Below are 18,977 nucleotides of genomic sequence, written 5' to 3' on the forward strand. Positions count from 1 at the left end.
CCTGCCCCCCGCCCCCGCCCCGCCCGCCCGACGTCCCCGCACCCCCCGACGCCCCGCCCCGTCCGACCGTCCCCGACGTCCGAAGACTTACGAGAGTCCGCCATGTACGAGCTGTCCCGGGTCCGCCTCTACTCCATCGGACCCGCCGGTGCGCGCTACGCCGACACCGTGCTTGACCTGCGCGGTGTGGGCGAGCCCGTGCCCGACCCCGCGCCCACGCAGGCGGAGTTCTTCGAGGAGGAGCCCGTCGGCCCGCAGCGCCGGCCCGCGCCCGCCGGCGTGCTCTTCCTGGAGAACGGCGGCGGCAAGTCCGTGCTCCTCAAGCTGATCTTCTCGGTGATGCTGCCGGGCCATCGCAACACCCTGGGCGGCGCCAGCTCCGGCGTGCTGCGCAAGTTCCTGCTCGCCGACGACTGCGGACACGTGGCGCTGGAGTGGCAGCACGTGCAGACCGGCGAGTGCGTCGTCGTCGGCAAGGTCAGCGAGTGGCGCGGACGGCAGGTCTCGGGCGACCCGCGCAAGTTCGCCGAGGCCTGGTACTCCTTCCGGCCCGGCCCCGGACTGACCCTGGACAACCTGCCGGTCGCCGAGGCCACCGCCGTCCGCCCGCCCGTCGAGGGGGCCTCGGGAGCCCAGGGCAGGCGGCGCACCATGAAGGGCTTCCGGGACGCGCTCACCGAGGCGGGCAAGTCCTACCCGCACCTGGAGGTGCACTGGGAGGAGATCCACGACCGCTGGATCGAGCACCTCGGCGACCTCGGACTCGACCCCGAACTCTTCCGCTACCAGCGCGAGATGAACGCCGACGAGGGTGAGGCCGCCGGTCTCTTCGCCGTCAAGAAGGACTCCGACTTCACCGACCTGCTGCTGCGGGCCGTCACCGACACCCGCGACACCGACGGCCTCGCCGACCTGGTCGGCGGCTTCGGCAACAAGCTGGGCCGGCGTGCCGAGCTGATCGCCGAACGCGACTTCACCGCCGGGTCCGTCGACCTCCTCGGCCGGATCGTCGAGGCGGCCGAGACACGCGCCCGCGCACGGGACATCCACACCGGCGCCGAACGCCGCACCAGGAACCTGGCCCGCCGGCTCACCGCCCGGGGCGCCCGGGAACGGGTCCGCGCGGGTGACCTCGCCCAGCGGGTCACGGCCGCCGCCTACGCCGTCACGCACGCCGAGTCCGCCCGCGACCGCAGCGGTCTCGTCGCCGCCGAACTCGCCTACCGGCACGCCTCCCTGGCCCTGACCGGCGCCGAGAAGTCCGCCGCCGCGCAGAAGCGGGAACTGGCCGAGGCCCGCACCCTGCACTCCGCCTGGCAGGCCGCCGAGGCCGTCCTGCGCCACCGCGCCGCCGCCGACCGCGTCGCCCGCGTGTCGGCCGCCATCCAGGAGGCCGAACGGGACGCGGCCCCCGCCCTCGCCGCCCGCACCAAGGCCGCCGTCGACCTCGTCCGCGCCCTGCACACGGCGGCCGCGAAGGCCGAGGACCACGCCAACGAGGAAGAGGAGAGGTCCGCCGCCCTCCAGGAGGTCAGCGACACCGCCCACCGGGACTCCACCACCGCCGCCACCGAGGCGCAGCGCGCCCGCAGCGAGGCCGGCCACCTCCGCCAGCGCCTCACCGAGGTGGAACAGGAGACTGCCGAGGCCGTCCGGGCCGGCTGGCTGGACGACAGCACGCCCGAAGCCGATCCGGCCCGCGCCGCCCTGGCCGCCAGCGACGCGGAGAAGACGACCGTCGCCGCCTGGGACACCGCCCGCGAGGCGGCCCGCCGGGCCACCGAGCACGCGCGCGAGGCAGCCGCCGCCGAGAGCCGCGCCGAACTGACCGCGGCCCGCGCGGCGGACGCGGCCACCGCGGCCGAACGCGCCCACGAGGGCGAACGCCGCACCGCCGAGGCCCTGGCCGCGGAGGAACGGCTCGCCGAACTGCTCGGCCTGGCCGCCGGCACCCGCACGGGCATCCCCCAGCCCCGCAGGGACGCCGACCGCGCCGACCGGAGGGCCGCTCGCACCACGACGGACGGCGCGCTGACCCCCGAGGAACTCGACCGCTTCGCCGACGAACTGCGCGAACTGCTCGACGACACCGTCTCCTCCGCCGAACGCCAGCTGTTCGACCTGCGCACCGCAGCGGCCGACGACTCCCGCATCCTCGGCGCGCTCGGCGACGGCGGCCTGCTGCCGCCGGGACCGGACGTCCTGGCCACCGTCGAGTTCCTCGGCGAGCACGGCATCCCCGCCCTGCCCGGCTGGCGCTACCTCGCCCAGGCCGTCGACCCCGCCGACCACGCCCGCGTGCTGGCCGCCCGCCCCGAGCTGGTCGACGGTGTGATCATCACCGACCCGGACTCGCACACCCGCGCCCGCGAGGTCCTCGGCGACGCGGCCCTGCTGCCGCGCTCCGCCGTCGCCGTCGGCACGGCCGCCGCCCTCCTCGCCCCCACCCCGCCCCCCGAGTCCGGCACCGGCGACATCTTCCTCGTACCGCCGAACCCGGCCATGCACGACGAGCAGGCCGCCGACGAGGAGCGGCACGCGCTGCGCGCGCGGGCGGGCGAGCGGGACGAGGAGATCCGCACCCTCGCCGCCCGCCTCGGAAAGGACCGGGAGCTGGCGGCCCGGCTCGCCTCCTGGCGCACCGGCTGTCCGGCCGGACGCCTCGCGGAACTCGCCAGGGCGGCCGAGGAGGCCCGCGCCTTCGCCGAGGAGACCGAGGCCGAGCTGACCGAGGCCCGCACCGTGCGGGCCGAGGCCGACGAGAGCGCCGCCGAGGCCGTCCACCTGCGGGACGAGCGGCAGGAAGCCGCACAGAAGGCCCGCCGCGCCGCCGACGCCCTCGCCGGACTCGCCTTCCGACTGCGCGAACGGGCGGGCTGGCAGGTCAGACTCCGTGAACTGGCCGACGAGGGCGCCGAGTCCGAGGCCCGCGCCCAGGCCTGCCTGGAGCGGGCCCGCGCCGCCGACGAGGACCGGCGCGCCGCCCAACGCGCCGCCGACGACGCCCGCCGCACCGCGCGGGCACTGCGCGCCGAGCGCTCCGAGATCGCCGGCGCCCCCGACGACGTACCGGAAGAGGCGAGCGGGGACGGTGCCGAGGCGCCGAGGGCGAAGGCGTCCCTGCCCGACCTCCGCGAGGCCTACCGCGCCGCCTCCCAGGTGTACGAGAAGGTCGGCGTCGGCGCCGACCTGCGCGCCGAGCAGGCCCGCGCGGAGAGCGACGAGAGCGCCGCCCGCGCGGAGCTGGACCGGCTCAGCAACAAGGTCCGCACCCGCGCCGGACAGCTCCTGGAATCGCCCGACGGCTCCGACGGGCCCTCCCGGCAGGCCGCCGCGGCCCGCGCCGAGGAACTGGTGCAGCTCCTGGAGACCCGCATGTCCAGCGCGAGCGAGCAGCTCGGCCGGCTGCGCGGCGAGGCCGAGCGGCACGCACCCGAGGACGGCGACACCCACACCGACCTCCCCGAGGAGCTCCAGCCGCGCGACACCGAGCACGCCCAGACCCTGCTGCGCACCGCGACCGGCGAACTCGCCGCCCGCACCGAGGCACTGGCCCGGGCCCGCGAGGCCCACGCCGAACTGCTCGACGCGCACCGCGCCGCCGAGGACGCGGCCGGCGGCTTCGACGAGATCGCCGCCATGCTCCGCGACCTGCTGCGCGACCACGCGCCCGAGGAGGAGCAGGAGGAGCCCGAGCCCTACGCCGGGGACCTGGAGGAGGCCCGCCGGTCCGCGGCCGAGGCCCGTCGTTCGCTGCGCGGCTGCGCCGCAGACCTGTCCGCCGCCGAGGCCGCCGTGCGCGAGGCGAGCGACGTTCTCGTCCGGCACGCCAACTCCACCCGCTACGAGCAGGTCCGCACACCCGCCCGCCAGCAGATCCGCGAACTGCCCGCCGCCGCGCTGCCCGAGCACGCCGCCAAGTGGGCGGACGCCTTCGCACCCCGGCTGCGCGTCCTCACCGACGAACTGGCCCAGCTGGAGCGCAACCGCGACTCGATCGTGGACCGGCTGCGCGGCCTGGTCGAGTCCGCCCTCGCCACCCTGCGCTCCGCCCAGCGGCTCTCCCGGCTGCCGGAAGGACTCGGCGAGTGGTCCGGGCAGGAGTTCCTGCGCATCCGCTTCGAGGAGCCCGACCAGGCCACCCTCACCGAGCGGCTCGGCGAGGTCGTCGACGAGGCCACCCGCGCCGCCGTGAAGAAGAACTCCGACCTGCGCCGCGACGGCATGTCCCTGCTGCTGCGCGGTGTCGCCGCCGCTCTGCAGCCCAAGGGAGTCGCCGTCGAGATCCTCAAGCCCGACGCCGTACTGCGGGCCGAGCGCGTCCCCGTCGGCCAGATGGGCGACGTCTTCTCCGGCGGCCAGCTGCTCACCGCCGCCATCGCCCTGTACTGCACGATGGCCGCGCTGCGCAGCAACGACCGGGGCAGGGACCGGCACCGCCACGCCGGCACCCTCTTCCTCGACAACCCCATCGGCCGTGCCAACGCCACCTACCTGCTGGAGCTCCAGCGGGCCGTCTCGGACGCGCTCGGCGTCCAGCTCCTGTACACCACCGGCCTGTTCGACACGACCGCGCTGGCCGAGTTCCCGCTGGTCATCCGCCTGCGCAACGACGCCGACCTCCGTGCGGGCCTGAAGTACATCAGCGTGGAGGAGCACCTCAGGCCCGGCCTGCCCCAGCCGACGCCGGCCGTCGAGGGGGAGGGCGAGGCGGTGCACAGCGAGATCACGGCCACCCGCATGTTCAAACGGCCCGCACAGTCGCCCGCGTGAGGGCGGTTCACAGGTGAAGCCGGTGTGGAAATGAAGTGGAGGCGTTGTCGTAACTTCCCCTTATGCTGCTCCAGTTGATCAAGCGGCACCTGGGGAGGGCGCGACATGCTCGGCAAGCTGTTCGGCAAGACGGGGGAGAGACCGGCGGCGGATCCGAACGCCCTCCCGGCCCCGCGCGGGCGCAGGAACGGCACGTACCCGGTGCGCGCCCTCGGTGACACGCGGGTGCTGGCACTGGTGGAAGCGGCCGACGCGGGGGACTGGGACGGGGTGAAGGCGGCGCTGGCCCCCTTCGACCTCGGCCGGGACCACCAGGTGCTCGGTGAGCTGGCCGATCTGGACGGGGTGCAGGACTGGATCGGCCGGGCCGTCGAGCAGGACGCGGAGCACCGGGCGACGGCGCTGCTGATGTCCGGGGCGCGCCACATCGCCTGGGGCTGGGAGGCACGCACCGCCGAACGCGCCGCGAACGTGACGCGGGAGCAGTGGCGCCTCTTCCACGAGCGGCTCGAGATCGCCGAGGAACAGCTGCTGCTCGCCGCCGAGCTGCGGCCGGACTGGGTCACCCCCTGGTGCCGCCTCCTCACCTCCGCCCGTGGCATGTCGCTGCCGGGCGACGTCAAACGGATCCGGTACGAGGCGGCGCTGCGCCGCGACCCGCTGGACCTGGAGACCCACCTGGAGCGGGTGTCCCAGTTGCAGCCCCGCTGGGGCGGCGAACCGGGGGAGGCGATGACGTACGCCCGCGAGGTGTTCACCCGCGCGCCCGAGGGACACCGCCTCGGCTGCGTGGTGGCCATGGCCCACATCGAGGACTGGGTGGAGTCGGACAGCCGGAGCTGCCTCGACCTGCCCTACATCCAGAAGGAGCTGCGGGAGGCGGCCAGGCACAGCATCCTCCACCCCGCCTACGAGCGACGCCCCGGCTGGCAGCAGGACTTCAACACCTTCGCCATGGCCCTGTCGCTGGCCGCGGAGAGCATCGTCGCCCCGCGGGTCTTCCACGAGCTGGGCGGCGCCTACACGCCGTGGCCCTGGCGCTACATGGCACAGGCGGAGAAGGCGTACACGCGCTTTCGCCGCCACGCCTGAGCCGACCCGGCCGCACACCGCCCACCCGGCGCCCGGCCGCCATCCCGGCGCCCCGCGCCCCCTCACCCCTCGCCTCCCCACCATCACGCCACCCCGGGACTGCCCGATGACCCTGCCCGACGCATCTTCGAACCCGGCCGGCGCCGACCGCACCTTCCAGTTGGATCTGCGCGGCCTCGTCGACCTCCTCTCCCACCACCTCTACTCCAGTCCCCGCGTCTACCTGCGCGAACTCCTGCAGAACGCGGTGGACGCGCTGACCGCCCGGCACTCCCTCGAACCGGCCGCCCCCGCGGACGCCTTCGGGATCCGGCTGTACGCCGACGGTTCGGTCGTCCGGGTCGAGGACGACGGTGTCGGCCTCACCGAGGTCGACGTGCACACCTTCCTCGCCACGATCGGGCGCAGCAGCAAGCGCGCCGAGCAGGTCGCCGAGCAACGCGGCGACTTCATCGGCCAGTTCGGCATCGGACTGCTCTCCTGCTTCCTGGTCGCCGACGAGATCCACGTCGTGAGCCGCTCCGCCCGCACCCCCGACGCACCCGCCGTGGAGTGGCGCGGACGCGGTGACGGCAGCTACACCATCCGCACCCTGCGCGCCTCCGCCCGGCCCCGGCCCGGCACCACCGTCACGCTGACGCCCCGCGCCGACGCAGGCGAGTGGACCCGGCCGACGCAGGTGCGGGCGCTCGCCCGGCACTTCGGCTCCCTGCTGCGGCACCCCGTGACCTTCGACGACGGCACGGGCGGTACCGGCGCCGCTGTGAACCCCGAGCCCGCGCCCTGGGCCCGTGGCTACCCCACTCCGGGGGCCCGTTCCCGCGCCCTGGCCGCGTACGGCGAGGAGGTCTTCGGCTTCACGCCCCTGGACACCATCGAACTGGACCTGCCGGCCGTCGGCCTGAAGGGCATCGCCTGCGTACTGCCCCAGGCGGTACCGGCCGGACGGCGCCACGGCCACCGCGTGCACGTCAAAGGAATGCTGCTGTCCGAACAGGCCGACGAGATCCTGCCCGAGTGGGCGTTCTTCGTCCGTTGCGTCGTCGACGCCGAGAGCCTGCGCCCGACGGCCTCCCGCGAGTCCCTGTACGAGGACGACACCCTCGCCGCGGTCCGCGACGCCCTCGCCGAGCGGCTGCGCGCCTGGATCGCCCGGGCCGCAGCCAGCGACCCCGACCTGCTCGCCCGCTTCCTCCACGTCCACCACCTGGCCGTGAAGTCGCTCGCCGTGCACGACGACGAGATCCTGCGGATGCTGCTGCCCTGGCTGCCGTTCGAGACCACCGACGGGCACACCACCCTCGACGAGTTCGCCCGCACCCACCGCACCGTGCTGGTGACGTCGAGCGTGGAGGAGTTCCGGCAGGTCGCGGCGATCGCCTCGGCCGCCGGGCTCGGCGTCGTCAACGGCGGCTACACCTACGACCGCGAACTGGTCCACCGGCTGCCCGAGATCAGCCCTCAGACCAGCGTCGCCGACCTCGACCCGGCGACCCTGACCGCGCATCTCGACCCGGTCGACCGGGAGACGGAACTGGCGGCGGCGGCCTACCTCGCCCGCGCTCGCGAAGCCCTGGCCGTCTTCGACTGCGACGTCGCGCTGCGCACCTTCCAGCCGGCCTCCGCGCCCGCCCTCCTCGTCGACAGCCGCGAGGCCCGGCACGAGCGCACCCGCTCACAGCTCGCCCGCGAGCAGGAGGGCGGCCTGTGGGGCGACATCCTCGGCGCCCTGCGCCAGGAGGCCCCGCGCGCCCAGCTCATCCTCAACCAGCTCAACCCGCTGGTCCGCACCGCCGTCGCCATCGGCGAGCCCGAACTGGCCCGCACCAGCGCCGAAGCCCTCTACGGACAGGCGGCGCTGCTGTCCCGGCGCCCGCTCAGGCCCGCCGAGTCGAGCCTCATCAACCGCTCCTTCCTCGACCTCCTCGCCCACGCCCTCCGCAAGGACAACTGACGATGCCGACCGCACCCCAGACCATCGAGGAGCTGTACGAGGAGCTGCAGGCGAACCAGCGGCGCCCCTACGGCCGTACGCGCACCGTCACGGCCGAGGAACTCGTCGACGCCGCCGAACAATTCGAGGAGACGCTTCCCCTCGTCCGCGCACTCTTCGAACTCCAGGAGGCGTACACGTACGGCTCCGAGCCCCGCAAGTCGCCCGTGGTCTTCGCCCGGCTGCTCACCCTCTTCGACGAGCAGCCCGACGTCTTCGACGAGAACCTGCGCCACCTGGTGTTCTGGCGCTTCAAGTGGGTGGCCGCCGCCCTGCGCGCGCTGCCGGAGATACCGCGGACGAGCCTGCACCAGTGGCTGACCGAGATGCGCGAGCGGTACGAGAAGGCCGGTCTCGGCCTCCAGCCCTACTACGGGCAGGCCTACCGGCTGGCCGCCCACGTCGGCGAGGACGAGACCCTCGCCTTCGAACTGTGGGCGGGCCGCACACGCACCCCGCTCAGCGACTGCGAGGCCTGCGAGATCTCCGAACGCGCCCTGTATCACCTCGCGTCGGGCGACGACGAGCGGGCGCTGCGCACCTGGGAGCCCGTGCTGGCCGGCAAGGAGTCGTGCCAGGAGGAACCCGCCCGCTCCATCGCCCACGTCCTCCTGCCCCTGCTGCGCGCCGGCCACACCGACCGGGCGCGGGAACTGCACCTCGTCGGATACCGCGGCTGCCGCCGCAACCCCTCGATGTCCGGCGAGGTCGGCCGCCACCTGGAGTTCTGCGCGCTGACCGGCAACGAGGCACGCGGCCTGGAACTGCTCGCCGAGAACCGGAACCTGTTCGACGAGGTCGACTCGCCGCTCGAACTCCTCGACTTCCTCAACGGCGTCGAGGTCCTCCTCCAGCGCGTCGAACAGCTCGGCCACGGCGAGCTGCCCGCCGCCGGTTTCCCGGGCCGCACCTGGACGGTGACCGGCCTGCGCGCCGAGGTGCACGGCCGCGCCGACGACCTCGCCGCCCGCTTCGACGCGCGCAACGGCACCACGGCCCACACGGAGCGCCGCGGAACCCGCCTCGGCCGCGCCCCGCTCCTTGCGGCGCTGGAACTGACCCTGCGCACCCGCCACCTCGACGAGGTGGCCGTGGCCCCCGCCGCCCCGGTCGCCGCCCCCGCCGCCCGTGCGGTCGCCGCCTTCCCCGAGTCGCTGCCCGAACTGGTCGCCCGGGCCCGTTCACTGGACGAACAGGGGCACCCGGACGCGCGGGCCTGCTGGACGGAAGTGCGTACCCGTGTCACTTCCCGTGACTACACGCACCCCGACGACCCGGCCGTGGGCCCGCTCGCCCGGCTGCGCGCCGACCTGCTGGCCGACGAGGCGAGCCGGCGGGGCGAGCGGGACGACTTCACCGAGGCGGCCGCCCTCTACGAGGAGGCCGCGGGCCTGTACGACGACGCAGGAGCACCGGCCCACGCGGCACTCGCCCGGGCCCACGCCCTCCTCGCCACCGCCGAGATCCCGCCGCAGACCTCCGCACGAGCCGCGTCCGAGACCCCGCCCGGGCGACCGGCGCAGGACGCCCCGGACACCCGCGAAACCGACGGCACCCACGAAAGCCCCGAAGGCACCCACGAGACCCACGAGACCGACGAGACCGACGGCACCGACGGCACCCCGGCCGAGGTCGCCGCGCTGACCGCCGCCCACGCGGCCATGGTGCGCCTGCACGCGCAGACGTCCGGCCTGGCGCCGTACCAGGAGGCACGCCAGCTGCGGCTCAGGGCCACCGCGCTGGGCCTGCGCCTTCAGGCGTCCCGGAGCGACGAACACGTCGCCGCGGCCCTCGACGAGATCGGCCTGCTGCACGACTTCGCCACCCGGCACGACATCCTCGGGCAGATCGCCGGTGCCCTGGTACTGCGGGCCAGCACCTTCGCGATCTCCGGCGACCTGCCCACCGCGGCCGCCGAGACCGACGCGCTCCTGGAGCGGCTGAAAGCACACGGCCCCGCCTGGCACCTGCCCCGTGCGCTGGGACTGCGCGCCCGGCTCAGGCTCGGTGCCCACGACGTGGAGGCCGCCCACGCGGACCTGGGCGAGGCGCTGCGACTGGCCGCCGACTGGCCGGCCGACGCCGTCGACACCGCCCGCCTCCACGGCGATCTCGCCGAGGCCTGCATGCACCTGGGCCGTCCGGACGAGGCGCTGCGACACCTGACCCGCTCCGCGGAGCTGAACCTCCGGCGCGGCGACCGCTTCGACGCGTACTGCGCCTACAGCAACGCCGCCACGCTCAGCCTCGACCTCGGACGCGTCGAGGACTGCATCGCGCTGCTCGACTCCCTGCTGACCGAACCGGACGTGGCCGCCGGAGAACCGAACGACCGGCTCGTCGCCCAACTGCGCCTGACCCGGGCCCGGGCCCTGCACGCGGGGGAGGACCTCAAGGCGGCCACGACGGAATTCCTCGCCCTCGCGGCCGAGTCGGCCGACTGGGACGACGACCCGGGAAGCCACGCCGTGATCGCCGCGGAGACGGCCGTGCTCCTGGCCGAGACCGACGAGTTCGACCGGGCCCGCGAGGCGGCCGACCAGGCGCTGGCCGCGCATGCCCGCGACCCGCGCCACGAGGCGCTCAGCAACTGCCTGCGCGAACTGGCCCGCCTCCAGGCCCGGCAGCAGGGCTCCGAGGGCCTGGCCGGGGCGCTGGCCTTCCTCGCGGATGCCGGCCGGGTCGCGGAAGGGGCTCGCAGCGCCGGGTACGAGGCACACGGACGCCCCCTGGACTCCGCGCTGGCCTACGAGTACGGGCGGGTCCACGCCTACGCCGAAGCCTACGAGGACGCCCTGGCCGCACTGGAGGAGGCCCTGGCCCTGATCGGCGAGCCGGGGCCGGACAACGACCGGGCCGGCGAGTGGGCCGAGTGCGTCCGCTTCGCGGCCGCCATGGAGGGCGTCTACCTGGAACGCCCCGCACCCGCCCTCGCCCGCCTCGACGCGGCCGTCTCCCGGCTGACCGCCCTGGGACACACCGAGGAGACCGAGCCACTGACCTCACTGGCGGCGCGGCTGCGCGACGAGGAGTGAGCAGGCTGAGGCGGCCGGAGCGGCCGGGCGTCCGCCGCCCCGCCGCCCCGCGGCTCAGGGCTCAGGGATGCGACAACTGCCCCGCGCCGCCCCGCCGGCCTATCCGCCCCCGGCCCCGCTCGGCGGTCCGCGCCTGCCGCCTCGCCCGGCGACGCTCGCGGCGCATGGCCCGCGCGGTGCTGCTCGGCTCCGACACGACACCGTGCCGCTGGTTCCACACCTGCCGGGTCACCCACACATCCAGCACACCCCAGGTGGCCACCACCGTGCCCGCCACACTGGCGAGCACCATCGGGAACGCCAGCCAGGACTCCGCCAGCGTGGACAGGAAGGCCACCATCGCCAGTATCAGCGTCACGGCGACCACCAGCACCGCACGCACGGCCGCCGTACGCACCGGATCCGGCAGCCGGCGGCGCCGCGCGGGCTCCTCGCTCCACAACGGCCGGTACCCCGACTGCCGCTCACTCGCCCGGGCCCCCGGCCCCGGCCCGGCCACCGGAACATCGCGATCCGGTGCCTCGGAGGTCACCGGTGCCTCCACCTCGCTCATATCGTCGTCCGCCGGCGCCCCGCGCCGCTCCGCCGTGCTCATCAACATGTCACTCCCCACCGCCAGCAGACAGCTCGTCCGTGTCCCAAGACACGGCTCCCCTCTGGCTGCCCGGCTTGCGCTGTTTTACGCCGCCCGGGGGCGGGATGCGGCTCCCGTGGCCGATTCCGCCTCCATTTCCCGTAGTGAAGGACGAACGGCGGGTCTCCAAGATTCCCGAAAATCCCGCGCAGTCGAATAATTTCGGCCAATCCGCCCGTCACGCCGTCACGACGGCCGTGCGTCCGTCCGCCGATCCCGGGAGGCAATCTCCCGCAATGACCGGACAACTGACCATCGCCGACCACGGGTGCGGAAGTTCGGCCTCCGGACGGGTCTTCGAGTTACCTGTGCGTCAGTAGTAGGCTCGCGCCGTTTGTTGACGCACATGTGAACCCCCCCACCGGTGGGGGTCGAGCTGGGGGAGGCCATGCGCTTTCGCGGGAAGTCGATCCGCCGGAAGATCGTGGCGCTGCTCCTCGTGCCTCTGGTGTCCCTGACCGCGATCTGGGCCTTCGCCACGGTACTGACGGGCCGTGAGGCGGCCCGGCTGTTCAGCGTCTCCCACGTCGTCGAGGAGATCGGCTACCCGGTCGAGGACACCGTCCGCGTCCTCCAGCAGGAACGCCGCCAGACCCTGGTCCACCTCGCCGACCCCCGCGCCTCCGACGGACTCGCCGCCCTGCGGCGCAGCCGCACCGCCACCGACGAGGCCGTCGCGGAGATCCGCCGCAACGCCGCCGACGCCGGCGTGCGGGACGACCTCGGCCAGGCCGGGGAGGAACGGCTCACCGCCGTACTGGACGCCCTCGACGGCCTCGCCTCCCTGCGCCGCAGCGTGGAGGACGGCACCGTCGACCGCGCCCAGGCGCTCGGCCTCTACAACCGCCTGGTCGACCCCTGCCACGACCTGCTCGCCAACCTCAACGTCGTCGACGACGTGCGCCTCGACAAGCAGTACCGCGCGCTCGTCAACATCTCCCGCGCCCGCGAACTGCTCTCCCGCGAGGACGCCCTCCTCGGCTCCGCCCTGGTCACCGGGCGGCTCACCCGGACGGAGATCCGGGACGTCTCCGACCTCGTCGCGCAGCGCACCGTGATGTACGACATCAACCTGCCGCTGCTGCCCGCCACCGAACGCGGCCGCTACCAGAGCTTCTGGAAGAACGCCTCCTCCGCCCCCCTCCGGGTCGCCGAGCAGGCCGCCGTCTCCGCCGACACCGGCAGGCCGAGCGGAGTCACCGCCCAGAGCTGGGACACCGCGGCCGGGAACGTCCTCAAGGCACTCGGCGACCTCGACGACAACGCCGCCGACCGCTACCAGGACCGTGTCGACCCGGTCGCCACCGGCACCATCACCAAGGTCGTCGTCGCCGGGGCGCTCGGTCTGATCGCCCTCCTGTACTCCCTCTTCCTCTCCGTCCGCGTCGGCCGCTCCCTCATCCGCGACCTCAAGCAGCTGCGCCTGGAGGCCCACGAGGCGTCCGGCGTCCGCCTGCCCAGCGTGATGCGCCGCCTGTCGGCGGGCGAGGAGGTCGACGTCGAAACCGAGGTGCCGCGCCTCGAGTACGACCGGAACGAGATCGGCGAGGTGGGCCAGGCCCTCAACACCCTCCAGCGGGCCGCCGTGGAAGCCGCCGTCAAACAGGCCGAACTCCGCGCGGGCGTCTCCGAGGTCTTCGTCAACCTCGCGCGCCGCAGCCAGGTGCTCCTGCACAAGCAGCTCACCCTGCTCGACACCATGGAACGCAGGACCGAGGACACCGAGGAACTCGCCGACCTGTTCCGCCTCGACCACCTGACCACCCGGATGCGCCGGCACGCCGAGGGACTGGTCATCCTCTCCGGTGCCGCGCCCTCCCGGCAGTGGCGCAAGCCCGTCCAGCTCATGGACGTCGTGCGGGCCGCCGTCGCCGAGGTCGAGGACTACGAGCGCATCGAGGTCCGCAGGCTGCCGCGCGTCGCCGTCACCGGACCCGCGGTCGCCGACCTCACCCATCTGGTGGCCGAACTCCTGGAGAACGCCACGGTGTTCTCGCCGCCGCACACCGCCGTGCAGGTGCTGGGCGAGCGCGTCGCCAACGGCTTCACCCTGGAGATCCACGACCGGGGCCTGGGCATGGCCGCCGACGCCCTGCTCGACGCCAACCTCCGGCTGGCCGAGACACCGGAGTTCGAGCTGTCCGACACCGACCGGCTCGGCCTGTTCGTGGTCAGCCGGCTCGCCCAGCGGCAGAACGTCCGCGTCTCCCTGCAGCCCTCGCCCTACGGCGGCACCACCGCGGTCGTCTTCGTCCCCGACGCGCTGCTCAGCGACGACGCCCCGGACACCAACGGCGTCGGCTTCCGCCTCGACCGCCCCCAGCACGTCCAGGGCAAGGAGCGGGAGGAGAGCCGCCGTTCCGCCCTCTCCCACGTGCCCGCACGACTCCCGGAGCGTCCGGCCGCGCTGCTGGACGGCCCGGTCGAGCTGGAGGCGCCCGTCGACCTGGACGCCCTCGACGACCAGGACGGCGAGCACGGCGGCCTGTTCCGCCCGCGCCGCTCCCTGGCGGCGGCCGACGACGACCGGGCCCGCCGCCCCGGACCGCGACGTCCCGAGTCCCGTCACGGTGACGAGGAGCCGGCCGCAGAGGACGGAACGGAGGCGAACGCACCGGTCGCGCTGCCCCGCCGCCGCACCCCCAAGCTGGTCAGCTCGCACGGGCGCCCCGTCCCCGAACGGACCGCCCGGGACACCGACGAGGAGCTCCCCGCGCTGCCCGCCCGCCGACGCGGCAAGGACACCGCCGAGCGCGGCGCCGAACGCGGTGCCGCTGCGCCCCCGGCGCGCGAGGACGCTCCGTCCTCGGACAGCGGGACCGGCGCGCTGCCCCGGCGCGTACGGCAGGCCAGCCTGGCCCCCCAACTCAGGCAGAGCCCCGAACCGGCCGCCGAGGACCGCTCCGATCCCGCCGACCGTGACGCCGACGAGGTACGCAGCCGTATGGCCTCGCTCCAGCGCGGCTGGCAGCGCGGCCGTCGGGAGAACGCCGCGGGTGACGACCCATCCGGCGGCACAGCACCAACAGCTCCAACAGCACCATCAGCACCAAGAGGAACGACTAAGGGGGACGGTCGATGACCGCACCGAAGGCGACCGGCCACACCGCGACCAAGTCCGGCGAGCTGAACTGGCTCCTCGACGACCTGGTGGACCGTGTCGCGAGCATCCGCAAGGCCGTGGTCCTGTCCGGGGACGGCCTGGCGACGGGTGCGTCCAAGGACCTGACCAGGGAGGACAGCGAGCACCTGGCCGCTGTGGCCTCCGGGTTCCACAGCCTCGCCAAGGGCGTGGGCCGGCATTTCGAGGCGGGCAGCGTCCGGCAGACGGTCGTCGAACTCGACGACGCCTTCCTCTTCGTCACGGCCGCCGGCGACGGCAGCTGCCTGGCCGTCCTGTCCGACGCCGACTCGGACGTCGGGCAGGTTGCCTACGAGATGACCCTGCTCGTCAAGCGGGTCGGCGTGCACCTGGCCACCGCGCCGCGCACCGACCTGCCCTCGGGCGGGTAAGTGGGATGACATGAGCGCAGACGGTCAGGGAAGAAACCACTGGTTCGACGACGAGGCCGGCCCCGTCGTCCGTCCGTACGCCATGACGCGCGGCCGCACCACCAGTGCGGGCCAGCACCGCCTCGACCTGATCGCGGTGGTCGTCACGGAACCCCACGCGGACGATCCCGAGGCGGACGTCACCCTCTCCCCGGAGCACGTGGACATCGTCGGCCTGTGCCGCGACACCCCGCAGTCGGTCGCCGAACTCGCCGCCGAACTCGACCTCCCCGTCGGGGTCGTGCGGGTCCTGGTCGGCGACCTCGTGGACAGCGAACTCGTGCACGTCAACCGGCCCGTGCCCCCGGCCGAACTGCCGGACGAGAACATCCTGCGCGACGTGATCAACGGATTGAGGGCACTGTGAGCCGGCCCCCGTGTACGTCGGGCGGCGGCACGTTAAGGAGAAGAGATCGATGATCTTCGGGCGGTCCCAGCGCGGCAAGCCGCCGGTCGAGCCCGTCACGCTCAAGATCCTGGTGGCCGGCGGGTTCGGCGTGGGCAAGACCACCCTCGTCGGCGCGGTCAGCGAGATCAGGCCGCTGCGCACCGAGGAACTGCTCACCGAGGCCGGGCGGCCCGTCGACGACGTCAGCGGGGTGGAGGGCAAGCACACCACCACGGTCGCCATGGACTTCGGACGGATCACCCTGCGCGAGGACCTGGTGCTGTACCTCTTCGGCACGCCCGGCCAGGAGCGGTTCTGGTTCATGTGGGACGAGCTGTCCGAGGGCGCGCTCGGCGCCGTCGTCCTGGCCGACACCCGGCGCCTGGAGGACTGCTTCGCCGCCATCGACTACTTCGAGCGGCGCGCCATCCCGTTCGTGGTCGGCGTCAACTGCTTCGAGGGCTCGGCGCGCTACCCCGCCGAGACCGTCCGCACCGCCCTCGATCTCGGCGAGGACGTGCCCCTGGTGATGTGCGACGCCCGGGACCGGGAGTCCGTCAAGGAGGTCCTCATCGGCGTCGTCCAGCACGCGATGGCCCAGGCGTCGGTCCACCGGGCCGTCATGACGTGAGTGGCCCGACGGCCCGCCGCCCGAACAGCCAATCCTCCTCCCTCCGGCCACCTTGGTACGCCGAGACGTACGGCGACGTCGACCGACACGGGAGGCTCCGACCGGGGCCCGGAGGGCGTCAGGGCGGCCGACCGCCGCCCGAATCCCCGGGGCCTGGCCCGTCCGGGACGCCGCACGGCACGGGCCCCGGGGCGTCGCACGGCACGGGCGGGCCGGGATACGGCGGTTGCGGTCGTCCTCGGCCGTTCAGCCCGCCGGTGCCGTCGTCCGGTCCGTGCCGCGTCGGACCTCGTGGCCCGGCACACCTGCCCGGCCCAGCACCCAACTCGCCCCGCGCAACGCCTTCGCCGCCTTCTTCAACGGCGCCAGGCAGGCCGCCGCCCGCCGGTGGTCCGGCACACTGCCCGGCGCGCACAGGACCGTCGCCAGGAACAGGGTCACGGGCCGTCCGCCGGCCGACCACGGCGCGTCCAGCACCGAGGCGGCCAGCGGCTCCAGCCCTTCCGGATCGCTCAGCACCAGGAAGCCGTCACCGCCGATGTGCCCCACCCGGCTCTCCCCGGCCGCCGCCCGAAGGGCGCCCGCCCGACAGCCCGGATCAGCTCGTCGCCCGCGGCGAACCCGGCCCCGTCGTTGACCTGCTTGAAGCGGTCCACATCGAGCCGGCTCAGCGCGAACGGCCGCCCGGCCGCGATGCGCCGGTCCACCTCGGCCGTGATCGCGTCCGAACCGGGCAGCCGCGTCAGTGGATTGAGCCCGGCCGCCTCCTCCACCCGGCTCTCCGCCAGCGCCCGCACCAAGTCCGCGAGCCGCACGACGCCCACGCACCGGCCCCGCGCGTCCACGACGGCCACGCCGTCCGAGGTACGGTCCGGGCCGCCCACGGCCACCACGTCCAGCACCTCCCAGGCCGTCGCGTCGACGCCCACCGTCCGCGGCGGGTCGCCGAGCCGGGCGGCCGGCCGGTCGGCGTACAGGGCGTGCCCGTAGCGCCCGGACATCGACAACAGGAAGCGGGAGCGGTGCACCGAGCGCACCGGCACCCCGTCCCGGTCCACGAGCAGCACCCCGGACACGTCCGGCGACCCGGTCAGCAGCGCCCGCACCCGCCCCGCCGAGGCCGTCGCGGGCAACAGCGCGGTCGGCCGGACGAACTGCCGTACCGACGGCTCCGACCGAGGCGCCGGCACGAGCCCGGGGGAGCCCGGCGGAACGTGGACGTCCACCGTGGGCAGCCGCGCGGGCGGTGCGAACAGCTCGCCCTGCGCCCACTGCGCCCCCGCCGCCCGCGCGACGGCGTACTGGGCCTCCGTCTCCACGCCCTCGACGGCCAGCAGCGCCCCCGACTCCTCGCACAGCACCCGCATCGCCCGCACGGCCGCCGGCCGGGCCAGCAGCGAGGCGTCGAGCTTCACCAGGTCCGGCGCCAGATCCGTCAGCAGGCGCAACGGCGCGTCCCCGTCACCGACTCCGTCCGCGCAGACGCGGAAGCCCTGCCGCCGCAGCCGGGCCACCGCGTCGAGCAGGGCCCGCCGCGGCACGTGCGTGTAGGGCGGACACACGTCCAGCGTCACCTCCCACGGGAGCCGGCCCGCCTCGCGCACGGCGTCGTGCAGGGGCTGAAGGCCACCGAGGTCGGCGAGTGTGCCCGCGAACACGTTGACGTGCAGCGGCAGCAGCGTCTCCCGGCCGGGCCGCCGCGCGCAGCGCCGACACCGCGAGCAGACCGTCGAGTCCGGGATCGCGCCGCGCCTCGGCGAGCACGTCTCCGGTCTCCGGCCGGGCCAGTATCTCCAGCGCCGCGACCCCGCCGGTCATCAGGTTGACCACCGGTTGGAAGGCGAAGCGGAGAGTGTCCGTCCAGGAGCGCACGGGAGCAGGGTGGCCCAACAGCGCGCTGTCCGGGCCCAGTTCACCCGGCGTTCACGCAGGATTCCGGCGCGCTCAGGCAGCGTGGGCTCGGCACGTCGTGGGGGCGCCCCCTTCCCTCACCGAGCCCCGCCCTGATAGATGCAGGGAACATGACACGACTCTCCACCGCGCTCCGCGGCCTGGTCACCACCTTCGCCGCCCTGCTCGCCGCCACCGCCCTCCCCGCCGCGGCGGCCCCCGCCACCGCGCAGGCACGACCCGAACCGAGGGCCCCGGAGGACTTCGTCGCCCTGCGGAGCGTCGACCCGACGATCATCGAGGAGATGCGCTACGCCACCGCGCACAACTTCGTCGGCGAGCGCGTCGACGGCTACCGGCAGCCCCTGTGCATCCTCACCCGCCCCGCGGCCGAGGCCCTCCACCGCGCCCAGACCCGGCTGCTGAGCCAGGGCTACTCCCTCAAGGTGTACGACTGCTACCGGCCGCAGCGCGCCGTCGACCACTTCGTGCGCTGGGCCGAAGACCTGGACGACCAAGACATGAAGGCCGAGTTCTACCCGGAGGTCGACAAGACCCGCCTGTTCGCCGACGGCTACATCGCGGAGAAGTCCGGCCACAGCCGCGGTTCGACCATGGACCTCACCCTCGTACGCCTGCCGGCCAGGCCCACCCGCCCGTACCACCCCGGACAGCCCCTGGTCCCCTGCTTCGCCCCGCAGAGCGAGCGCTTCCCCGACAACTCCGTCGACATGGGCACCGGTTACGACTGCTTCGACACCCGCTCGCACACCCTCGACCCCCGCGTCCAGGGCGCCCAGCGCGCCAACCGGCTGCTGCTCAAGAACACCCTGGAGGACGCCGGCCTGGTGAACCTCCCCGAGGAATGGTGGCACTTCACCTACAAGCCGGAGCCCCACCCGGACACCTACTTCGACTTCCCGGTCTCCGCCGAGTCGCTCGCCGGCCGCCGCTGACCGGCCTGCCGGGGCCGCCCCTTCCGTCGATCG

Annotated in this window: 10 protein-coding genes and 1 pseudogene; 9 read left to right on the top strand and 2 right to left on the bottom strand. The window is 74.3% G+C overall.

Annotated features, from left to right (window positions below):
* Window positions 1-102 precede the first annotated feature (102 nt).
* The 4 genes from IE94_RS0132575 (at window position 103) to IE94_RS0132590 (ending at window position 10,893) form a co-directional block, all read left to right on the top strand.
* A complete protein-coding gene (locus tag IE94_RS0132575; protein WP_030191609.1) occupies window positions 103-4,773 on the top strand; it encodes a hypothetical protein in 4,671 nt (1,556 codons plus the stop codon).
* Between the two features lie 105 nt (window positions 4,774-4,878).
* Entirely contained in the window at window positions 4,879-5,865 is a 987-nt protein-coding gene (locus IE94_RS0132580) for a hypothetical protein (protein ID WP_030191611.1), read from the top strand.
* 106 nt (window positions 5,866-5,971) lie between these two features.
* Window positions 5,972-7,819, top strand: coding sequence for an HSP90 family protein (locus tag IE94_RS0132585; protein ID WP_030191613.1), 1,848 nt, complete (start codon window positions 5,972-5,974; stop codon window positions 7,817-7,819).
* 2 nt (window positions 7,820-7,821) lie between these two features.
* On the top strand, window positions 7,822-10,893 hold the full coding sequence (locus tag IE94_RS0132590) for a hypothetical protein (RefSeq protein ID WP_030191615.1): 3,072 nt from the start codon (window positions 7,822-7,824) through the stop codon (window positions 10,891-10,893).
* Window positions 10,894-10,954: 61 nt separating this feature from the next.
* Here the strand turns inward: IE94_RS0132590 and IE94_RS0132595 are convergent, their stop codons facing one another.
* Complete coding sequence (locus tag IE94_RS0132595) at window positions 10,955-11,494, bottom strand: hypothetical protein (protein ID WP_106978126.1); 540 nt, start codon at window positions 11,492-11,494, stop codon at window positions 10,955-10,957.
* A 421-nt stretch (window positions 11,495-11,915) separates the two neighbouring features.
* Between IE94_RS0132595 and IE94_RS0132600 the strand changes: the two genes are divergently transcribed.
* Genes IE94_RS0132600 through IE94_RS0132615 form a run of 4 tightly spaced genes read left to right on the top strand, consistent with a single transcriptional unit; the run spans window position 11,916 to window position 16,098 of the window.
* A complete protein-coding gene (locus IE94_RS0132600) occupies window positions 11,916-14,609 on the top strand; it encodes a nitrate- and nitrite sensing domain-containing protein (protein WP_030191620.1) in 2,694 nt (897 codons plus the stop codon).
* On the top strand, window positions 14,606-15,040 hold the full coding sequence (locus IE94_RS0132605; RefSeq protein WP_030191623.1) for a roadblock/LC7 domain-containing protein: 435 nt from the start codon (window positions 14,606-14,608) through the stop codon (window positions 15,038-15,040). The genes IE94_RS0132600 and IE94_RS0132605 overlap by 4 nt, the downstream gene beginning before the upstream one ends.
* Before the next feature lie 10 nt (window positions 15,041-15,050).
* Complete coding sequence (locus IE94_RS0132610) at window positions 15,051-15,446, top strand: DUF742 domain-containing protein (RefSeq protein WP_030191624.1); 396 nt, start codon at window positions 15,051-15,053, stop codon at window positions 15,444-15,446.
* Between the two features lie 49 nt (window positions 15,447-15,495).
* Window positions 15,496-16,098 carry a GTP-binding protein gene (locus tag IE94_RS0132615; RefSeq protein ID WP_030191625.1) on the top strand — a complete coding sequence of 201 codons (603 nt, stop codon included), beginning with the start codon at window positions 15,496-15,498 and terminating at the stop codon, window positions 16,096-16,098.
* Window positions 16,099-16,344: 246 nt separating this feature from the next.
* On the opposite strand, the pseudogene IE94_RS37560 reads toward IE94_RS0132615, so the two are convergent.
* Window positions 16,345-17,970, bottom strand: a pseudogene (locus IE94_RS37560) (EAL domain-containing protein).
* Window positions 17,971-18,119: 149 nt separating this feature from the next.
* Between IE94_RS37560 and IE94_RS0132625 the strand changes: the two are divergent.
* Window positions 18,120-18,944: a M15 family metallopeptidase gene (locus IE94_RS0132625; protein WP_030191627.1), complete on the top strand. Its 825-nt coding sequence runs from the start codon at window positions 18,120-18,122 to the stop codon at window positions 18,942-18,944.
* Window positions 18,945-18,977 lie beyond the last annotated feature (33 nt).

This window comes from Streptomyces violaceorubidus, assembly GCF_000717995.1.
Classification (GTDB): Bacteria; Actinomycetota; Actinomycetes; order Streptomycetales; family Streptomycetaceae; genus Streptomyces; species Streptomyces violaceorubidus.